General features: G+C 65.8%; 15 protein-coding genes. 6 read left to right on the top strand and 9 right to left on the bottom strand.

All coding sequences use genetic code 11. The features are described 5' to 3' along the window. The 5 genes from deoC (VGN93_RS08055) to VGN93_RS08035 all read left to right on the top strand — a co-directional run bounded on the left by deoC (VGN93_RS08055) (position 1) and on the right by VGN93_RS08035 (position 5,016). Positions 1-747 (top strand): deoxyribose-phosphate aldolase, encoded by a 747-nt coding sequence (deoC, locus tag VGN93_RS08055; protein ID WP_327507042.1) that lies wholly within the window; start codon positions 1-3, stop codon positions 745-747. Positions 748-751: 4 nt separating this feature from the next. Next, the gene (locus VGN93_RS08050; RefSeq protein ID WP_327507041.1) at positions 752-2,299 is read left to right on the top strand and encodes an FGGY-family carbohydrate kinase; all 1,548 of its coding nucleotides are present in this window, start codon (positions 752-754) and stop codon (positions 2,297-2,299) included. Continuing rightward, entirely contained in the window at positions 2,296-3,825 is a 1,530-nt protein-coding gene (locus VGN93_RS08045) for an FGGY-family carbohydrate kinase (RefSeq protein ID WP_327507040.1), read from the top strand. Before VGN93_RS08050 ends, VGN93_RS08045 begins: the two co-directional genes overlap by 4 nt. A 24-nt stretch (positions 3,826-3,849) precedes the next feature. Continuing rightward, a complete protein-coding gene (locus VGN93_RS08040; protein WP_319314696.1) occupies positions 3,850-4,608 on the top strand; it encodes an SDR family NAD(P)-dependent oxidoreductase in 759 nt (252 codons plus the stop codon). Between the two features lie 267 nt (positions 4,609-4,875). After that, positions 4,876-5,016 (top strand): hypothetical protein, encoded by a 141-nt coding sequence (locus tag VGN93_RS08035; RefSeq protein WP_327507039.1) that lies wholly within the window; start codon positions 4,876-4,878, stop codon positions 5,014-5,016. A gap of 12 nt (positions 5,017-5,028) precedes the next feature. Here the strand turns inward: VGN93_RS08035 and VGN93_RS08030 are convergent, their stop codons facing one another. The 6 genes from VGN93_RS08030 to deoC (VGN93_RS08005) form a co-directional block, all read right to left on the bottom strand. Continuing rightward, positions 5,029-6,021, bottom strand: coding sequence for an ABC transporter permease (locus tag VGN93_RS08030; protein WP_327507038.1), 993 nt, complete (start codon positions 6,019-6,021; stop codon positions 5,029-5,031). Continuing rightward, positions 6,018-7,523 (bottom strand): sugar ABC transporter ATP-binding protein, encoded by a 1,506-nt coding sequence (locus VGN93_RS08025; RefSeq protein WP_327507037.1) that lies wholly within the window; start codon positions 7,521-7,523, stop codon positions 6,018-6,020. The genes VGN93_RS08030 and VGN93_RS08025 overlap by 4 nt, the downstream gene beginning before the upstream one ends. Positions 7,524-7,577: 54 nt before the next feature. Then, a complete protein-coding gene (locus VGN93_RS08020) occupies positions 7,578-8,543 on the bottom strand; it encodes a substrate-binding domain-containing protein (RefSeq protein WP_327507036.1) in 966 nt (321 codons plus the stop codon). 76 nt (positions 8,544-8,619) lie between these two features. After that, complete coding sequence (locus tag VGN93_RS08015) at positions 8,620-9,390, bottom strand: SDR family NAD(P)-dependent oxidoreductase (RefSeq protein ID WP_327507035.1); 771 nt, start codon at positions 9,388-9,390, stop codon at positions 8,620-8,622. Between the two features lie 165 nt (positions 9,391-9,555). Beyond that, entirely contained in the window at positions 9,556-11,931 is a 2,376-nt protein-coding gene (locus VGN93_RS08010; RefSeq protein WP_327507034.1) for an aldehyde dehydrogenase family protein, read from the bottom strand. A 23-nt stretch (positions 11,932-11,954) separates the two neighbouring features. Further along, a complete protein-coding gene (deoC, locus tag VGN93_RS08005; protein WP_327507216.1) occupies positions 11,955-12,872 on the bottom strand; it encodes a deoxyribose-phosphate aldolase in 918 nt (305 codons plus the stop codon). Between the two features lie 311 nt (positions 12,873-13,183). Between deoC (VGN93_RS08005) and VGN93_RS08000 the strand changes: the two genes are divergently transcribed. Beyond that, a complete protein-coding gene (locus VGN93_RS08000; RefSeq protein ID WP_327507033.1) occupies positions 13,184-13,918 on the top strand; it encodes a GntR family transcriptional regulator in 735 nt (244 codons plus the stop codon). Positions 13,919-13,921: 3 nt separating this feature from the next. Here the strand turns inward: VGN93_RS08000 and VGN93_RS07995 are convergent, their stop codons facing one another. The 3 genes from VGN93_RS07995 to VGN93_RS07985 form a co-directional block, all read right to left on the bottom strand. After that, positions 13,922-15,355 (bottom strand): xylulokinase, encoded by a 1,434-nt coding sequence (locus tag VGN93_RS07995; RefSeq protein WP_327507032.1) that lies wholly within the window; start codon positions 15,353-15,355, stop codon positions 13,922-13,924. 20 nt (positions 15,356-15,375) lie between these two features. Next, on the bottom strand, positions 15,376-17,370 hold the full coding sequence (tkt, locus tag VGN93_RS07990) for a transketolase (protein ID WP_327507031.1): 1,995 nt from the start codon (positions 17,368-17,370) through the stop codon (positions 15,376-15,378). Positions 17,371-17,466: 96 nt separating this feature from the next. Next, positions 17,467-18,228: an SDR family NAD(P)-dependent oxidoreductase gene (locus VGN93_RS07985; RefSeq protein ID WP_327507030.1), complete on the bottom strand. Its 762-nt coding sequence runs from the start codon at positions 18,226-18,228 to the stop codon at positions 17,467-17,469. Positions 18,229-18,231 lie beyond the last annotated feature (3 nt).

The following is an 18,231-nucleotide window of genomic DNA, read 5'->3' as shown; positions in this document are numbered from 1 at the left end:
ATGCACAACACCCGCCACCGCTCCCCGACGCCGGTTTCGCTCTCGCCCCGCGAGCTCGCCGCCCTGATCGACATCAGCGCCGTCCAGGCTTTCCATACCGAGGCGGACGTGCGGGAGCTGGCGGAAATCGCCGTTGCGGAAGGGTTCATCGCCGCCCATGTGCTGCCGAATTTCGTGCCGCTGCTGCGCAGCCTGGTGCCTACAGGCGGGCTGACGCTCGTCGGCGGCCCGGTCGGCTTCCCGTCCGGTGGGCATACAACCCGGACCAAGGTGGCGGAGGCCACGGAACTTGCCGCAAACGGCGCGCAGGAACTCGACATGATGATCAATGTCGGCCGCCTCAAATCCGGCGATCTCGACTATGTGCGCAGTGATATCCGCGCCGTGGTGGAGGCGATTGCGCCGGTGCCGCTGAAGGTCATCCTGGAACTCGCCCATCTGACGGACGACGAGATCCGCACCGCCTCGGGGATCGTCGCCGAGAGCGGCGCCGCCTTCGTCAAGACCGGCACCGGCTGGACGCCGAGCGCCACGACGCCGGAAAAGCTGAAGCTCATCATCGATACCGTCGACGGCGCGGTCGAAGTGAAAGCCTCGGGCGGCATCCGCTCGCTGGAAAGCATTGCCGCCATGGTGCGCCTCGGCGTTACCCGCTTCGGCATCAACACGAAGGTCGCGGTCGATCTGGTGCGCGCGTGCGCCGCCCTGCCCGGCGGTCGCCTCGACATAACCGGCACGGCGGGCTGAGACCATGGCCGATACCGTTGCAGCATTCGACCTCGGCACCGGGGGCGTCAAGACGGCGATCTTCCGCCCGGATGGCACCTGCATTGCGGAAGAGGTCGTGTCCTACAAGACGTTCTACCCATCCTCCTCGCACCACGAGCAGCGCCCCGAGGACTGGTGGGACGCCATTTGCGCGAGCCTGAAGACGCTGCTCGGCAATCCCGCCGTGGATCCCGGCTCGATCCGCGCCATCGCCATCTCCGGCCACAGCCTCGGCTGCATTCCGCTCGACGAGAACGGCGCCCTGTTGCAGGAATTCGTGCCGCTCTGGTCGGACGGACGCGCCGTTGTAGAAGCGGAGGACTTCTTCACACGGGTCGATCCGGACGCCTGGTATCGCAAGACCGGCAACGGCTTCCCGGCTCCGCTCTACACTGTGTTCAAGGCAATCTGGCTGCGCAGGAACGCGCCCGATATCTTCGCCCGCACAAGAACGATCATCGGCACCAAGGACTATATCAACCTTCTGCTGACCGGCCGCATCGCCACCGATCCATCCTATGCCTCAGGCACCGGCGTCTACGATCTGAAGGCGCAAGGATATTCGCCCGAACTGATCGAAGCGGCCGGTCTCAGCCCGGACCTCTTCCCGGCAACCGTCGCCTCCACCGACATTCTCGGCGAGGTCCTGCCCGATGTCGCGAAGCAACTCGGCCTTCCGCCGGGCGTCAAGGTGGTCGCGGGTGGCGTGGACAATAGTTGCATGGCGCTCGGCGGCCGCACCTTCCTGGAGGGTGACGCCTATGCCTCGATGGGATCGTCGAGCTGGATCACCGTTTCTTCATCCGAGCCCCTGCTCGACGACCGGGTGCGCCCCTTCGTCTTCGCCCATGTGGTGCCGGGCATGTTCATCTCGGCGACCTCGATCTTCTCCTCCGGCACCAGCGTCAACTGGGTGACCGACACGCTGCTGCCGGACGTAAAGCAGGCCGCCAAAGCGGCCGGCATCGACGTGCATGACGAACTGTTCCGCCTTGCCGGCGAAGCGCCGGCCGGTGCGCGCGGCCTGATCTTCGTGCCCACGCTCGGCGGCGGCACGAGCTTCGAAGGCGGCCCCGCGGTGCGCGGCGGCTTCGTCGGGCTGGACCTGCAACATAGCCGCGCCGACATAATACGCGCGGCGCTGGAGGGCGTGGCGCTCGGCCTCCGCGTCGCGCTCGACGAGTTGCGCCGCATGACTGCCATCGGCTCGGAGATGATCATCGTGGGCGGCGGTGCCCGCAGCGCCTTCTGGCGGCAGGTCTTTTCCGACATCTTCGATTGCACGATCGTCAAGACGAGGATCGACCAGCAGGCCGCAGCCCTTGGCGCAGCTGCCTTGGCTTTCGTCGGCATGGGGCTCTGGACGGATTTTCTGCCGATCCGTGCGCTACACGTTGCGGAAGGCCGCAGCGAACCCGCGGCGGAAACGCGCGCCGTCTACGAGGCCGCGCTCGTCGCCTATCGTCATGCCGCCGAACAACAGCAGGCATTGTCGGGCGCACTCGCCGCCCTTAGGGAGGTTGCACCGTGACCGGGGAGCTTTTTCTCGCCATCGACGTCGGCACCGGCAGCGTGCGGGCAGCGCTCATCGACACCGCGGGCCGGATCGTCGAGATCGCCGCGCGCGAACACGACCAGATCGTGCCGCAATTCGGCTGGGCGGAGCAGCGACCGCTCGACTGGTGGGAGGGCGCCTGCATCGCGGTCCGCGCCGTGCTGGACAAGGGCGAGGGCGCGCGCGAGCGCATCTCCATCGTCGCCATCTGCGGCCAGATGCACGGCCTCGTGCTCCTCGACGATGCGGGGCAACTGACCCGCGATACCGCGCCGCTCTGGAACGACAAGCGCACACTGAACCTTGTGCGCAAATTCGAAGCCGAGAACGCGCCCGAAAGCTATCTCGGTGAAAGCGGCAACACGCCGACGCCCGCCTGGCCCGGCTTCAAGCTGCAATGGGTGCGCGATGCCGACCCGGAAGCCTACAAGCGCAGCGCCGTCGCCATCATGCCGAAGGATTATATCAACTTCCGGCTGACCGGCGAAATCGCCATGGATACCGGCGACGCCTCCTGCAGCTTCCTGATGAACCCGGACACGGTCGCCTGGTCGCCAGTGATGATCGAGCGTATGGGGCTCGATGCCCGCCTGCTGCCGCCGATCCGCAATCCGCTCGACATCATCGGCCACGTCACGGAGGAAGCCGCACTTGCGACCGGGCTCGCCGCCGGCACGCCGGTCATGGTGGGCGGGGCGGATTATCCGATGGCGCTGCTCGGCTCGGGCGCCTGCCGCCCTGGCCTCGGCTCGGACAGCACCGGCACCGGCGCGATCGTCACGATGATCGCGGAAAAACCGCTGCTCGATCCCGAAATCTCCAACGTCGCGACGATCGAGGGCAACTGGGCGCCCTTCGTGCTGCTCGAAACCGGCGGCGACGGCATGCGCTGGGCGCGCCGCGCCTTCCACGACGGCGCGCTGAGCTATAGCGATATCGTCGAGCGGGCCGAGAAGGCGCCGCCCGGTTCCGAGGCTCTGCTGTTCATGCCCTTTCTCACCGGCGAGCGCCTCGGCCAGCACCGCAACGCGCGCGCGCAGTTCTTCGGGCTTGGCGCGGTGCACGGCATGGAGCACCTGCATCGGGCGATCCTCGAAGGCATCGCCTTTGCCATGGCCCGCCATATCCGCATCATGGAGCATAGCTCCGGCAAGCGGCTCGAGCGCATGATCGCCGCCGGCGGCGGCGCGCGCACGAAGCTCTGGCTGAAGATCAAGGCGAGCGTCTTCGACACGCCGGTGCTCGTGCCGCAGGAGCCGGAATGCGGCCTCGTCGGCTGCGCCGCGATGGCCGCGACCGCGACGGGCCGGTTCTCCCGGCCGGAGGACGCGGCGGACGCCTATGTCCGTTACGCCGATGAAATCACGCCCGATCCTGCCTGGGTCGATGTCTACGGCCACGTCCAGCCGGTGTTCGACCGGCTCTACCATCATAGCAAGGCGCTCTACGACGACATGGACGCGCTTGCCGCCCAGATCCGCCCGGCCGGCGATCGGCCCTGAATCACCCCATTGAAGGAGGAAATCATGAAGGACATTATCGACACGTTTCGCCCGGACCTGTTTGCCGGCAAGGACATCCTGGTCACCGGCGGCTCGTCCGGCATCGGCCTTGCCATCGCCCAGGGTTTTGCCCGGCTCGGCGGTTCGGTCGTGGCGCTTGGCAGTTCGGAGACGAAGCTGAAGGCCGCGGCAGCAGACCCGGAGAACAAGGGCATCCGCTTCGAGCGCGTCGACGTGCGCGACCCGGAGGCGATCAAGGCCTTCGCAAAGACGCTTTCCAAGCTCGACGTTCTCGTCAACGGCGCGGGCATTGCCCGTCCCGACGCCGAGTTCGAGGATGAAACTTATATGGAGGTGATGGACGTCAACCTGAACAGCCAGATGCGCTTCGCCATGGCCGTGCTGCCGCTGCTGAAGGCCTCGAAGGGTGTCATCCTCAACACGGCTTCCATGCTCAGCTATGTCAGTGATCCGCTCGTGCCGGCCTATGGCGCCAGCAAATCGGGGGTGCTCGGCCTCACCCGCCACCTCGCCCACGCCTTCGGCCCTGACGGCATCCGCGTCAACGCGATCTCGCCCGGCTACCACAAGACCGACATGACCAAGGGCCTGTGGACCGACCCCGTGCCGGCCGAAAAGATCGCCCAGCGCTCGGCGCTGAAGCGCTGGGGCACGGTGGACGACCTCGTCGGCACCGCGCTCTTCCTCGCCTCCCCCGCCGCCGTCTTCATCACCGGCACGGACCTGCCGGTCGATGGCGGCTTCGTGGTCGGCGGCTTCTGAGTCAACCAACGAAGACCCCCGGCCTCTCCGCCGGGGGCCTTTTGTTGGCAAACCTCACCCCACTCTCTCCGCCATGGTCGGGCTTGTGTTGATGAGATGTGTTTTACTTGACGCATCGGCGGGGATGCGCATCCCCGCCGATGCAGGCAGGCGGCCGTTCTTTCGGGCTGGTTTAAACAGCCGAGGCCAAGCAAGGCCCTGCCTGCTCCTTTGACCCCGAATGGTTGATCGGGCTTTCGCCCGCACCACAAGCCAGGGAGCAAGGCCATGATACACGACGCTTCTTTTGTCGGCATCGATGAGGACGAGGGGATTGCTGCCAAGCGCCGCCAGATGTTCGCCGAGGCGCGCGATTTCACCGCGGCGCTGGATGTTACCGGCTGGGACTGCCGAAGGAACGGGACATGATCTTCTCCGGGTTTAGCGCCGCGAGCGGGCGGTGACGTACTGGATGAGCATCGCCAGGATGATGATCAGTCCGAGATAGACGTTCTGGTGATAACCCGGCACGCCGGCAAGGTTCATGATGTTGGTGATGATGCCGAGGATCAGCGCGCCGAGCAGCGTGTTGAACATGTTGCCGCGCCCGCCCATCAGGCTCGCGCCGCCGATGACCACGGCTGCGATGACATCAAGCTCCGCGCCGACGCCGACCTGCGGCGTGCCGATGCCCGTGCGCCCGGCCGCAACGATACCCGCGACCGCCGCCAACGCGCCGCTGATGACATAGACAGACAGCACGTAGCGCTCGACCGGCACGCCGGAGAGCCGCACGGCCTCCTCATTCGAGCCGATGGCGGTGACGATGCGGCCGAAGCTCGTATAGGTCAGCACCGCGGCGCCGATGGCGTAGATCAGCAGCATCAGGATGGCCGGCTGCGGGATGCCGAGGAAGAAACCGCTGCCGAAATCGACGAGCGACGCGCCGGGCTCTCCCATGGTGATCGGACGGCCGGCGCTGACGATCAGCGAAATGCCGCGGGCGATCGCCATCATGGCGAGTGAGATGACGAAGGACGGCAGCCGCATATAGGCGACGAAGAAGCCGGTGACCACGCCGCAGGCCGCCCCCGTCGCGATGACCAGCAGGATCGCCAGCGGCACGCTGAAACCCTGCGCGGCGATGAGATGGGCGCAGAGCACCGAGCCGACGGCGGCAATCGAACCGCCCGAAAGGTCGATGCCGCGCGTCAGCACGACGAAGAGCATGCCGACGGCCATGATGCCGGCGCCGGAGGCGACCTGGCGCACGACGTTCATCAGGTTGCGCTCGGTCAGGAACGCATCGGACCACAGTGACGCGACGATCACCAGCACCAGGAAGATGCCGAGCGTGCCGTAATGGCGGACGGCCTCCAGAATGCGGGGCGCAAGGGACGACGGCGCGGCGGCGCTTGCGGGTGTACTGGTCATAGGCTTGCCTCATCCCTGTTCCTGGCTGACTGGGTCATTGCCAGCGTCAAAAGCTGCTGCTCGGTGAACGCGCCTTCGGCGAGTTCACCGACGATGGCGCCTTCCGCCATCACGAGAATGCGGTCGCAAATGCCGAACAGCTCCTGGTGTTCGGACGAGATGACGAGAACCGCCTTGCCGGCTTTGGCCAGGTCGTTGATCAAATTGTAGATTTCGCTTTTTGCCCCGACATCGACGCCGCGCGTCGGCTCGTCGAGGATGAGCAGGTCGCAATCGGCATGGAACCACTTGGCGAGCGCCACCTTCTGCTGGTTGCCGCCGGAAAGGCTGGAGACCGGCGCGTCGACGCTGGACGCCTTGAGGCGCATCTCGGCGCCGAGCGCCGTTGCGACCTGCCGTTCCTTGGCGACGTTCAGGATGCCGAAACGGGTGATGCTACGGATCTTGGCGAGCGTCGTGTTGATGCGGATCGGCGCATCGAGGATGACACCGTGTTCCTTGCGATCCTCCGGAACGAGGCCGATCTGGGCACGCACGGCATCGCGCGGCGAGGAGAGGTGCAAAGGCTTGCCGTTGAGTTCGACCGTGCCGGAATCCATCTTGTCGGCACCGAAGACGAGGCGCGCGACCTCCGTGCGGCCCGAGCCGACGAGCCCGCCGAGGCCGACGACCTCGCCCGCGCGGACGGAAAAGCTGACATCACGGACCTTGCGCCCGCGGGTGACGTTGCGCACGTCGACGATCACCGTGCCGGGCACGCGCCCGTCCTTGGGCGGAAACAGCGCGGACATCTGGCGGCCGACCATGCGGGCGATCACCGCATCGACATCGGTCGCGGCGGTTTCCAGCGTCTCGACATGCGAGCCGTCCTTCATCACCGTGATGCGGTCGGAGAGGTCGAAGACCTCGTTCAGGCGGTGCGAGATGTAGACGACGCCGGTGCCGCCGGCGCGCAATTCGCGGATGATCGCGAGCAGCCGCTCGGCATCGCTGTTGGCGAGCACGGCGGTCGGCTCGTCGAAGACGATGATGCGCGCCTTGTTGGACAGCGCCTTGGCGATCTCGACCACCTGCTGGTGGGCGACCGTCAAGCGGCCGGCCTGCACGGCGGGGTCGATGGAGAAGCCGAGGCGGTCGAGGATATCGCGTGCCGCCCTGCGCAGTGCGCCGTGATTGACGAGGCGCGGCAGGCGCCCGAGGAAGATGTTTTCGGCCACCGTCAGGTCCGGCGCCAGCGCCAGCTCCTGATGGATCACGGACACGCCGCGGCTCGTCGCATCGCGCGGGCCGGACAACTGTACCGCATCGCCGTAAAGACGGATCCTGCCGGAAGTCGGCGCCGTCTCGCCGCCGAGCACGCGCATCAGCGTGGATTTTCCCGCGCCGTTTTCGCCGACAAGCGCATGCACTTCGCCGGCCTTCAGATCGAAATCCACGCCCTTCAGCGCCTGCACGCCGGCATAGTTCTTCCGGATACCGGATAGACTGACAAGTTCTGTCATTGGGCTCCCGAAGGGATGCACCGGAAACCGGTGCATCCTTCTCTCGCTGTCGATTTAGAAAACGGAATCGGCCTTGTAATACTTGTCGACATTGTCCTTGGAGATCACGTCGGCGGGCGTGAAGTACTCCTTCGGGAAGTCCGCCGGCAGTTCGCCCTTCAGCGCCTTGTAGGCGACGTCGAAGGCGGTGCGGCCGACGAGGTCCGGATCGTTGAGGCCCGTTGCGCCGTAGGCGCCGTCCTTGATCATCGCCAGCGCCTCGCGCTGTCCGTCGGCAGCGGCGGCGAAGAGGATCTTGTCGAGGCCTGCGGCCTTGGCCGCCTGCACGGCGCCGAGCACCATGGAATCGTTCTCGCCGACGACGAGGTTAGCGTCCGGATGGGCCTGGAACAGGTCTTCCGCCGCCTTCAGGCCGCCGTCCGTCGCCCAGTCGCCCCAGCCCTGGCCGAGGATCTGCAGGTTGACCGCGCCTTCGTTGACGAGCTGCGCTTCGGTAATGCCCTTGATGACGCCCATGCGGCGCTCGAGCCCACCCGGATTGCCCTGGTTGCCGGACAGCAGGATCATCTTGATCGGCGTGCCCTTCATCGTCTTGGCGATCCAGTCGCCGACCAGGCGGCCGTTCTCGTCGCTGGAAGAGCGGACCTGCGAGATGAAATTCGCTTTAGGATTCAGCGTCGAGTCCATGGCCACGACCTTGACGCCGGCGGCGGTTGCCCCATTGACGACCGGCACGAGCGCTTCCTGATCGCGCGGATTGATGATGAGGATGTTGATCCCCTTGGCGATCATGTCTTCGACGTCGTTGATCTGCTTGGAGAAATCGCTCTGGCTGTCCGCCGTGGTGATTTCGCAGCCCGCGTCCTTGGCGGCCTTCTCGACGGCAGCGACCTGCGCGGCGAAGTAGGGCGCATTGAGCGAGGGCATGGTGAGGCCCACCTTGCAATCCGCCGCCATGGCGGCAGAGGTGAGGCAGAACAGGGCGACGGACCCTGCCAGAAGCGTCTTGATCGTGGTCATGGTAACTCCTCCTAGTTGACTTGTTTGCATGCTATTGTGGCAAACACGACGCGGTGCGGCACCCGGCACGATGCAGTCACCAGAGCGTGTATCCTCCATCCACAAGCACGATCGATCCGGTCATCAGGCTGGCTGCCTGGGAGGACAGGAAGAGGATCACGCTTGCGACCTCGTGGTCCTTGCCCATGCGCGCCATGGGCGTGGAATCGATCCAGCGATCGAACATGGGTCGGTTGTTCTCGACGAGCGCGTTGAGCGGCGTTTCGATATAGGTGGGCGCCACCGCGTTGACGCGCACGCCTCGCGGCGCCCATTCGGCGGCAAGCGACTTGGTCAGGTGGTGCACGGCGGCCTTCGAGGCGTTGTAATGCGCCTGCGGCTGCGGCCGGTTGACGATGAAGCCCGACATGGAACCGACATTGACGATGGCGCCGCGACCGGCGTCGAGCATGTGCCGGCCGAAGGCGCGCGAGCACCAGTAGACGCCGTTGAGATTGACATCGATGACCTTGAGCCAGCGTTCGTCTTCCATGTCCTCGGCGGGAATGTCGCTCAGTGCAATGCCCGCATTGTTGACGAGGATGGAGGCGCCGCCCTTGGCGGCCAGTTCGTCGGCGATCGCCTGCATGCGCTTGGCGTCGGTGACGTCGCCCTCATGCACGGAGACGTCGTAGCCCTTGGCCTGAAGGGTCGCGCGCGCCTCTTCCAGAAGGGCTGGATCACGCTCGATGAGGGCGAGCCGTGCGCCGGCTTCGCCCAGCGCATCGGCGCTCGCAAGCCCGATGCCGCGCCCTCCCCCCGTGATGACGGCCAGTTCGCCGTCGAGCCTGAAACGTTCGAGATACACGTCTTTCCTCCGTCTACAATGCCTGATCTCCGGCCGCACGAAAGGGTGGGCGCGCAAAAGCGCGGCCCCCTGCGGACCGTCGGTCTTCGATATCGATGCGGGAGGCCGTCTCGCCGCCCGGCATTTTCTCAGGCGGGCCGGGGTGGCCCGCCGTCCTCCCCTGCCCTACTCGCCGTAGGGCACCCAGATATTCTTCACCTGCGTGGCACGCGCGAGGAACTCCCGGCCCTCGCCCAGGCGCGCATCGAACCAGTCGCGCTGCAACTGCTCCGTCCAGACCTGTTTGAGGTTGCCGGCCGAAGCCTTTTCTATGGCGCCGGCTGTGGCGGCGGGACCGAAGTACCAGATGCCGTCGACTTCCTCATGCTTGGCGAGTTCCAGCGCCAGCGCATCCCGGTCGCCCGTCACGATGTTGAGCACGCCATCCGGCACGTCGGACGTCTCCAGCACCTGATAGAAATCGGTGGCGGCGAGCGCCTGGCTTGCCGACGGCACGACGACGACGCGGTTGCCGAGGGCGATGGCCGGTGCGAAGGTGGAGACGAAGCCGAGCAGGCCGGGCTCTTCGGGGCAGACGATGCCGAGCGTGCCGACCGGCTCGTTCATGGCAAGCGCCACGCCGCGCATCGGCGGCTTGTGCACGGCGCCCTCATACTTGTCCGCCCAGGCGCCGTAGGAGAACAGGCGCGAGACGCTGGCGGAAACCTCGCGCATCGTATCCTGCCGGCGCTGGCCGGTCATGGCGGCGAGGCGGTCGGCGAACTCGCCGGCGCGGGCATCGAGATTTTCGGCGATGTAATAGAGGATCTGCGCGCGGTTGTGCTCGCTGGCGGTGCTCCAGGATGTCGCCTTGCGCGCGGCCTCCACGGCGTTGCGGATGTCCTTGCGGTTGCCCTCGCCGACTTCGCCGACAAGCGCGCCGGAGGGCGAAACGATGGCGCGCGAATAACCGCCATCGGGCCGGGCCTGCTTGCCGCCGACATAGAATTTCGCCGTGCGATCGACGAAACCGGTGGAGAGCACGTCGCCGGTCGCCTGGGCCGCCGGCTTCTCGACGATCGCCTTCGCCTTGGCGAGCCATTTTGGCCGGCTATAGGCGGAAAGCCCTTCGCGGCCGCCCTCGCGGCCGAAGCCGGATTCCTTGTAACCGCCGAAGCCGACGCCGGCATCGAACATGTTGGTGCCGTTCACCCAGACGACGCCGCATTTCAGTTTCGGCGCGATGTCGAGGGCGAGCGACAGGGTCTCGCTCCAGATGGAGGCGGCGAGGCCGTATTCCGTGTTGTTGGCAAGCTCCACGGCCTCGGAGGGCGTGCGGAAGGTGGTGGCGACGAGCACGGGGCCGAAGATCTCGACTCGCGAGACGGTGGAGGCCGGATGCACCCCGGTCAACAGCGTCGGCGGATAGAAGCAGCCCTTGCCCGGAACACCGGCCTTCGGCTGGTGCAGGGTGGCGCCTTCCTTCACACCCGCCTCGACGAGCGAGCGGATGCGCTCCAGTTGCACCGGATGCACGATGGCGCCGATGTCGATGACCTTGTCGAGCGGATCACCGACGCGCAGCGTCTCCATGCGGGCCTTGAGCTTGGCGATGAAACGATCGTGGATGCTTTCCTGCACCAGCAGGCGCGAGCCGGCGCAGCAGACCTGGCCCTGGTTGAACCAGATGGCATCGACCACGCCTTCGACGGCCGCATCGAGATCGGCATCGTCGAAGACGATGAAGGGCGACTTGCCGCCGAGTTCCAGCGTCAGGCTCTTGCCCGTGCCGGCGGTCGCCTCGCGAATGCGGCGGCCGACCTCGGTGGAGCCGGTGAAGGCGATCTTGGCAATGCCGGGGTGCTTGACGATCTCCTCGCCCGTCGCGCCGTCGCCGGTAATGATGTTGACCACACCTTCCGGCAGGCCGGCCTTCTGGCACATTTCGGCGAAGAGCAGGGCGGTGAGAGAGGTATATTCGGCGGGCTTCAGCACGACCGTATTGCCGAGCGCGATGGCCGGCGCGATCTTCCAGGCGAGCATCAGCAGCGGAAAATTCCACGGGATAATCTGGCCGCAGACGCCGAGCGCCTCGCGGTCGGCAAGTTCGCCATCCATCAGCTGCGCCCAGCCGGCATGGTGATAGAAGTGGCGGGCGACGAGCGGGATGTCGATGTCGCGGGTCTCGCGGATCGGCTTGCCGTTGTCGAGCGTTTCCACCACGGAAAACAGGCGACTGTGGCGCTGGATGAGGCGGGCCAGCGCATAGAGGTAGCGGGCGCGGCTATGGCCCGGAAGTGCGGCCCAGGCCGGCTGCGCCTTGGCGGCGGCCTTGACGGCGGCATCGACATCGGCGGCACCCGCCTGGGCGACACGCACCAGAACCTCACCGGAACCCGGTGCTATGGTCTCGAAACTTTCGCCGGTCTTCGCCTTTTTCCAGGCGCCGCCGATGAACAGCTTCGTCTCGCCGCCCAGCGTCTTGATCCAGGCGCGCGCTTCCTTGTCGCTTTCGGGGGCCGGGCCGTAGCTCATCGTGTCAAGAATCTCTGCAATCGACATTTCTATTCTCCCCTCGCCCGCCGTCAGGCCATGGCGTGGTGGCTGAAGGCCGCGTAACGGCCGGTGACATAATGTTCGAGCTGGCGCTCGATATCGGCGAGCAGCGAGGAGGCGCCGAAGCGGAAGAGGTTCGGCTGGAGCCAGTCATTGCCGAGCTCCTCCTTCATCAGCGCGAGATAGGCCATGGCATCCTTGGCGGTGGAGATGCCGCCGGCCGGCTTGTAGCCGACCACATGGCCGGTCATCTCGCGATAGTCGCGGATGGCGCGCAGCATGATCAGCGTCACCGGCAGCGTGGCATTGATGCCTTCCTTGCCGGTCGACGTCTTGATGAAATCGGACCCCGCCATCATCGCGACCCACGAGGCACGCGAGACGTTGCGCAGCGTCTGGAGGTCGCCGGTCGCCAGAATGGCCTTCATATGCGCCGGGCCGCAGGCTTTCTTGAAAGCCTTCACCTCGTCGTAGAGCGCCTGCCAGTTGCCGCGCAGCACATGCTCGCGCGTGATGACGATGTCGATCTCGGCGGCGCCACCGGCAACGGACGCCTCGATTTCCTTGAGGCGCGTCTCGAACGGCGAGAGGCCTGCCGGGAAGCCGGTGGAGACGGCCGCGACCGGAATGCCGCTGCCCTTCAGGGCATCGACGGCAGTCGCCACGAAACGGTGATAGACGCAGATGGCTCCGGTGGTGATGCGGCGGTTCGCAAGGCCGAGCGCTTCCTGAAGATCCTCGCGCAGGGGTTGCCGCGCCTTGGCGCAGAGCCGGCGCACGCGACCTTCCGTGTCGTCGCCGCTGAGCGTGGTGAGGTCGATGCATTCGATCGCCCGCACGAGCCAGGCGGCCTGCCACTCCTTCTTGACGGTGCGGCGGCCGGCAAGCGAGGCCGTACGGCGTTCGGCGGCCGAGAGATTGACGCGCACCGCCTCGACCGGATCCATCGAGAACGCGACGCCGGGATTGGACGGATGCGGACCTGAATTGCGCGCCTTGGCGACGACGCGCGGCGCCGATACACCCTCGATGACAGCTTCACTCACACCCACCTTGCAACTCCCGGATTTGATGTCGTCGGCCTATTCTGCTATATCAGGATAGCCGTTTGTAATGTTGTACGGACAACATACTCAAACTAGGTTCCCGGTGTCAACAGCCTGCAAAGAGAGCCGATGCTTTTCGAGATGTCCGCTTGTCATGTCATGGGAACAACAGGCACAGTCGGCTGGCCCTGGTCCGGGAGGAAGAGATTCGCATGAGCATCGAACGCAATTCACCCATCCCGCTTTATTTCCAGCTGGCAGAAACGCTGCGGGCGGCCATCGAGACGGGCGCCTATCCGCCCGGCAGCAAGCTGCCGACCGAAGGCGAACTCTGCGAGCAGTACGACGTGTCGCGCAGCGTCGTCCGCCAGGCCCTCCAATCGCTCGCCCATGACAACCTCATCGAGACGGAACGCGGCCGGGGCGCCTTCGTGCTGGAGCGCAAGGTGCCGATCGCGCTTGTCCAGCAGCTCGATCCGCTGCTCGAAAGCATGGCCAAGGCCGGCTTCAAGCTGACGACCCGGGTGCTGAAGCAGGAGCGCATCAAGCCGCCGGCCCACATTGCCGAACAGATCGGCGAAAACGACGCGATCTTCCTGGAGCGCCTGCGTTATGCGGACGGCGTGGTTTTCCTCGTGGTGCGCAACTACCTGCCCTATTCGCGCTTTCCCGACCTGCTGCAATCCAACGACCTGGAAAAGGTCTCGCTCTACCAGTACCTTGCCAAGCGTTACGACGCGGTGGCGACGACCGGAAAACGCCAGGTCGAGCTTGCCCGCATCGATGAAGAGGCGATCGCCGCGCAATTGCATGTGGAGATGAACAGCTACGTCCTGTTCAACCGCGAAGTCACCTTTGACCAGAACAAGCAGGTGCTCGAATATTACGAGTCCTGGCATCATCCCGATCGCACGCGGCTGACCATCGACCTGCACCGGACGTATTGAGCCTCAGATATGCTTCAGGCCGCGATAGGTTGCGCGGAAACGGGCAAGGAGATCGTCAAGCCCCTCGAACGGCCGGGGCTCGACCGGCGCGCCAAGCTCGTCCGGAAAGGGAATATCGTCCGGGCCGCGCCAATGGCCGGCGGCGATGCCGCCGAGATAGGCGGCGCCGATGGTGGCATTGCCGAGATCATGCGCCGGCACCAGCGGCATGTCGAGAATATCGGCCAGCATTTGCTGCCAGCGCGGATCGGTGCTGCCGCCACCCGTCAGCAGGATGCGGTCGGCCGAAACGCCGATGCCCTTCATCGCATCCCAACTGTCGCGCACCGCTAGCGCCACGCCCTCGAAGACCGACCGGATGAGCTGGTTTCGCGTGCAGCCGAGGCGCATATAGGCCCAGGTGGCAGAGGCATTCGGATCGAGCAGCGGCGCGCGTTCCCCCGTGACATAGGGCAGGAAGACGATGCCGCCGTTTCCTTCGTTTTCCTCGAAACCCGCATGGTACATTTCCGGCCAGGAGGCGCCGAGGACCATGCGCGCCCATTCGAACACCGTGCCGCCATTCTGCAAGGCGGCCATGGAGTAGAGGCTGCGACCGATGCCGCGATAGCTGTTGTAGAAGGGCTGGACCCGCGGCTCGATGGCCTCGACGACCGACATGATCTGGATGCCGGAGCCGACCTGGAGGATGGTCGAACCGGGTTTTGTCTGTCCCATGCCGAACAGGCAGGAGGCCGTATCCGAAAGGCCGGCGGCCACCGGCGTGCCGGGCGCAAGGCCGAGTTCCGCCGCGGCCGCACCCGTCAACCGGCCCGCCACCGCGTGGGACTCGACGACCGGCGCGAGGATTGCGGGATCGATCGACAGCGAGCCGAGAAAGTCCGTCGCCCAGCGGTCAGCCCCGACATCGTAAAGCAGCGTCATCGACGCATCGGCCGGCTCCGTCGCGGTCTCGCCCGTCAGGATGAGCCGCAGCCAGTCCTTTGGAGAAAGGATGCGGCGGATCGCGGCGTAGGTCTGCGGTTCGTTCTGCCTCAGCCACAGCAGGGACAAGCCCGCCATGCCGCTGATAACGGGATTGGCGAGCGGGCGGCGCACCGTTTCCGGCAGGGCGAGCACGGCATCCATCTCGGCCGTCGCCCGCTGGTCTGCCCAGAGAATGGCGGGCCGGAGCGGCTTGGCGTCAGCGCCCAGGATGACGAGGCCGTGGGCCTGGCCGGACAGGCCGATCCCACGGACCTCGCTACCGCGCCCTTCGCAGCAGGCGCGCACGGCCGCCACCGTCTGCGCCCACCAGTCGGCCGGTGCGGTCTCGGCATAACCCGGCACGGAGGATGAGACGGGATAGACACGCGAGGCCTCGGCAACGACCTTGCCGCCGTCGTCGATCAGAAGGGCCTTGACCGAACCGGTGCCAAGATCGATGCCGAGATACATGTCTTCCCCGTCCCTTGTGATTAACGCAGCAGTTGCTCGGCCTCGGAGACGACCCGCTCGGCCGTCAGGTCCATCAGGCGATAGATCTCCGGTCCTGGCGCCGATTCTCCGAAGCGGTCGACGCCAACGACCGTACCCGGCCCCTTCAGGAACTGGTACCAGTAAAGCGGCGACGCCGCCTCGACAAAGACCGTCGGCGTGCCGAAGGCAAGCACGCTGTTCTGGTAGTCGCGATCCTCCCGCGCAAAAAGGTTGCCGTTGGGGATGGAGACGAGGCGCACCGCTTTGCCCTGTCCTTCAAGCACCGCCGCCGCTTCGAGGATGAGGCCGAGTTCCGAACCGGTCGCGACGAGAACGACATCCGGCTTGCCCGCCGAATCCTTCAGCACATAGCCGCCCTTGCGGATACCATCGAGATCGCCCGACGAATGGTTGAAGACACCGCCGTCCTGCCGCGCGGCAACCACCACGCTCGGCCCCTGCCGCTTCAGCGCGTGCTCCCAGGCGACCAGCGCCTCCAGCTCGCTGCCCGGCCGCCACAGCGACATGTTCGGGATCGCGCGCAAGGCTACAAGCTGTTCGCAGGGCTGGTGCGTCGGCCCGTCTTCGCCGACGCCGATGGAATCATGCGTGTAGAGGAAGATCGCCTTGAGGCCCATCAGCGCGGCAAGACGCACGGCATTGCGGCTGTAATCGCTGAAGACGAGATAACAGGCGCCGTAGGGGATCAATCCGCCATGCGCCGCCATGCCGTTCATCATGGCCGACATGCCGAATTCCCGCACGCCGTAATGCGCGAAGTTGCCGGAGAAATCGTCGGGCGTGATGGAGCGGGCAGCACCCGTCCAGGCGAGCGTGGAAATCGACACGTCGGCCGAGCCGCCGATCACCTCGGGAACGCTTTTCAGGAGATTGCCGATAACACGGTTCGAGGCCTTGCGGATCGGCTCCTTGACGGGCGTGGCGGCAAGAATTCGCGTCACCTCGCCTGCCACCACCGCATCGATATTGTCCGGCAGCTTCCCAGCGCCGCGGCGCTCCAGCTCCGAGGCAAGATCGGGATATTGCTTCCTGTACTCCGCGAAGAGCGTGTTCCATTCGGCTTCCGCCCGCTCGCCGCGCGCGCGGGCGTCCCAGGCCTGCATGACGGGCTCCGGCACGACGAAGGCCTCGTGTTTCCAGCCGAGATGTTCGCGCGTCCGGGCCACCTCGTCCGTGCCGAGCGGCGCGCCGTGCACCTCTTCCTTGCCCTGCTTGTTCGGCGAACCATAGCCGATGATCGTCTTGCAGCAGATCATCGTCGGCTTGTCTTCAGACCGGCGGGCGGCAGCGAAGGCGGCGGCGATGGCCGCGGCGTCGTGCCCGTCCACGTCGGCGATGACGTTCCAGCCGAGCGCGCGGAACCGCGCCGCACTGTCGTCGGCGAACCAGCCGGGCGTCTCGCCGTCGATCGAGATCTTGTTGTCGTCGTAGACGGCAATCAGCTTGTTGAGCTTCAGCGTGCCGGCAAGCGAGGCCGCCTCCTGCGCAACGCCCTCCATCAGGCAGCCGTCGCCGACGAAGACATAGGTGAAGTGATCGACGACCGGAAAACCGTCACGGTTGAAATCCTGCGCCAGCTTGCGTTCCGCAAACGCCATGCCCACCGCCGTCGCAAACCCCTGGCCGAGCGGGCCGGTCGTGATCTCGACGCCTGCCGTGATGCCGTATTCCGGGTGGCCCGGCGTCTTCGAATGCAGCTTTCGGTGATCCTTCAGGTCCTGGACCGTCAAGCCGTAACCGGACAGATGCAGCAGCGAATAGATCAGCATCGAGCCATGGCCGTTCGACTGCACGAAGCGGTCGCGGTTCAGCCATTTCGGATTCGCCGGATTGTGCCGCAGGAAATCGTTCCACAGCACTTCGGCGATATCGGCCATGCCCATGGCGGTTCCGGGATGCCCGGAATTCGCCTTCTGCACGACGTCGACGGTCAAGAAACGAATGGCGTTCGCCAGCTCACGGCGTTCGGACATAAATGGCACCCTCCAGATATCTTCTCTTCATCCTATAATGTTGTACTTACAACATGACAAGAGAGATTCTGGAGATTGCCACAACCGAGCAAGCGATCAGATCGACGTGTAGCCGCCATCGGCCGTCACGATCGAGCCGGTCATCAGGCTCGAAGCGTCCGAGGCGAGGAACAGGACGACCGAAGCGATTTCCGAGGGTTTGCCCAATCGCTCCATCGGCGTCAGGTCCAGCCAGCGGCGGATGAGCTCCGGCTGTTCGTTCAGCTTGTCGAGCAGCGGGGTGGCGATGTAGGTCGGCGCGACCGCGTTGACGCGCACGCCGCGTTTGGCCCATTCGACCGCAAGCGAACGCGTCAGGTGATGCACGCCGGCCTTCGAGGCATTGTAGTGACACTGCGGCTGCGGCGTGTTGACGATGCTGCCGGACATCGAGCCGATCGTGACGATGGAGCCGCGGCCTGCGGCAAGCATCCGCCGGCCGAAGGCGCGGCAGGTCTTGAACACGCCGGTGAGATTGACGGAGATCACCCGCTCCCACTCGTCGTCCCCCATCTCCTCCGCCGGCGTGTTGGTGACGACGCCAGCATTGCAGACCAGGCTGTCGAGCGGCGGCAGCGCCGTCGCCAGGGTTTCGAGGGCGGCGGTGTCGGTGACGTCGAGCGCATGGGCATCGGCGCTGAAGCCGGCGGCTTTCAGCCGTTTCGCCGTTTCCGTCGCGCGGGCGCCGTCGCGATCGGTGCAATGGACATGCGCGCCGGCTTCGGCAAGGGCTGCGGCGCATTCGGCGCCGATGCCCTGACCCGCGCCGGTCACCAGCGCCGTGCGGCCGGTGAGATCGAATTGCTTGAGATAGGCCATCGG

The organism is Shinella sp., from assembly GCF_035998705.1.
GTDB lineage: Bacteria > Pseudomonadota > Alphaproteobacteria > Rhizobiales > Rhizobiaceae > Shinella.
This window is presented reverse-complemented; position numbering and strand designations above follow the sequence as displayed.

Bases quoted from the DNA above. Each gene is read 5' to 3' on its own strand.
- deoC (WP_327507042.1), top strand. From the start codon at position 1: ATGCACAACACCCGCCACCGCTCCCCGACGCCGGTTTCGCTCTCGCCC.
- VGN93_RS07985 (WP_327507030.1), bottom strand. From the start codon at position 18,228: ATGGCCTATCTCAAGCAATTCGATCTCACCGGCCGCACGGCGCTGGTG.
- deoC (WP_327507216.1), bottom strand. From the start codon at position 12,872: ATGGATCCGGTCGAGGCGGTGCGCGTCAATCTCTCGGCCGCCGAACGC.
- VGN93_RS07995 (WP_327507032.1), bottom strand. From the start codon at position 15,355: ATGTATCTCGGCATCGATCTTGGCACCGGTTCGGTCAAGGCCCTTCTG.
- tkt (WP_327507031.1), bottom strand. From the start codon at position 17,370: ATGTCCGAACGCCGTGAGCTGGCGAACGCCATTCGTTTCTTGACCGTC.
- VGN93_RS08010 (WP_327507034.1), bottom strand. From the start codon at position 11,931: ATGTCGATTGCAGAGATTCTTGACACGATGAGCTACGGCCCGGCCCCC.
- VGN93_RS08050 (WP_327507041.1), top strand. From the start codon at position 752: ATGGCCGATACCGTTGCAGCATTCGACCTCGGCACCGGGGGCGTCAAG.
- VGN93_RS08000 (WP_327507033.1), top strand. From the start codon at position 13,184: ATGAGCATCGAACGCAATTCACCCATCCCGCTTTATTTCCAGCTGGCA.
- VGN93_RS08020 (WP_327507036.1), bottom strand. From the start codon at position 8,543: ATGACCACGATCAAGACGCTTCTGGCAGGGTCCGTCGCCCTGTTCTGC.
- VGN93_RS08030 (WP_327507038.1), bottom strand. From the start codon at position 6,021: ATGACCAGTACACCCGCAAGCGCCGCCGCGCCGTCGTCCCTTGCGCCC.
- VGN93_RS08035 (WP_327507039.1), top strand. From the start codon at position 4,876: ATGATACACGACGCTTCTTTTGTCGGCATCGATGAGGACGAGGGGATT.
- VGN93_RS08025 (WP_327507037.1), bottom strand. From the start codon at position 7,523: ATGACAGAACTTGTCAGTCTATCCGGTATCCGGAAGAACTATGCCGGC.
- VGN93_RS08040 (WP_319314696.1), top strand. From the start codon at position 3,850: ATGAAGGACATTATCGACACGTTTCGCCCGGACCTGTTTGCCGGCAAG.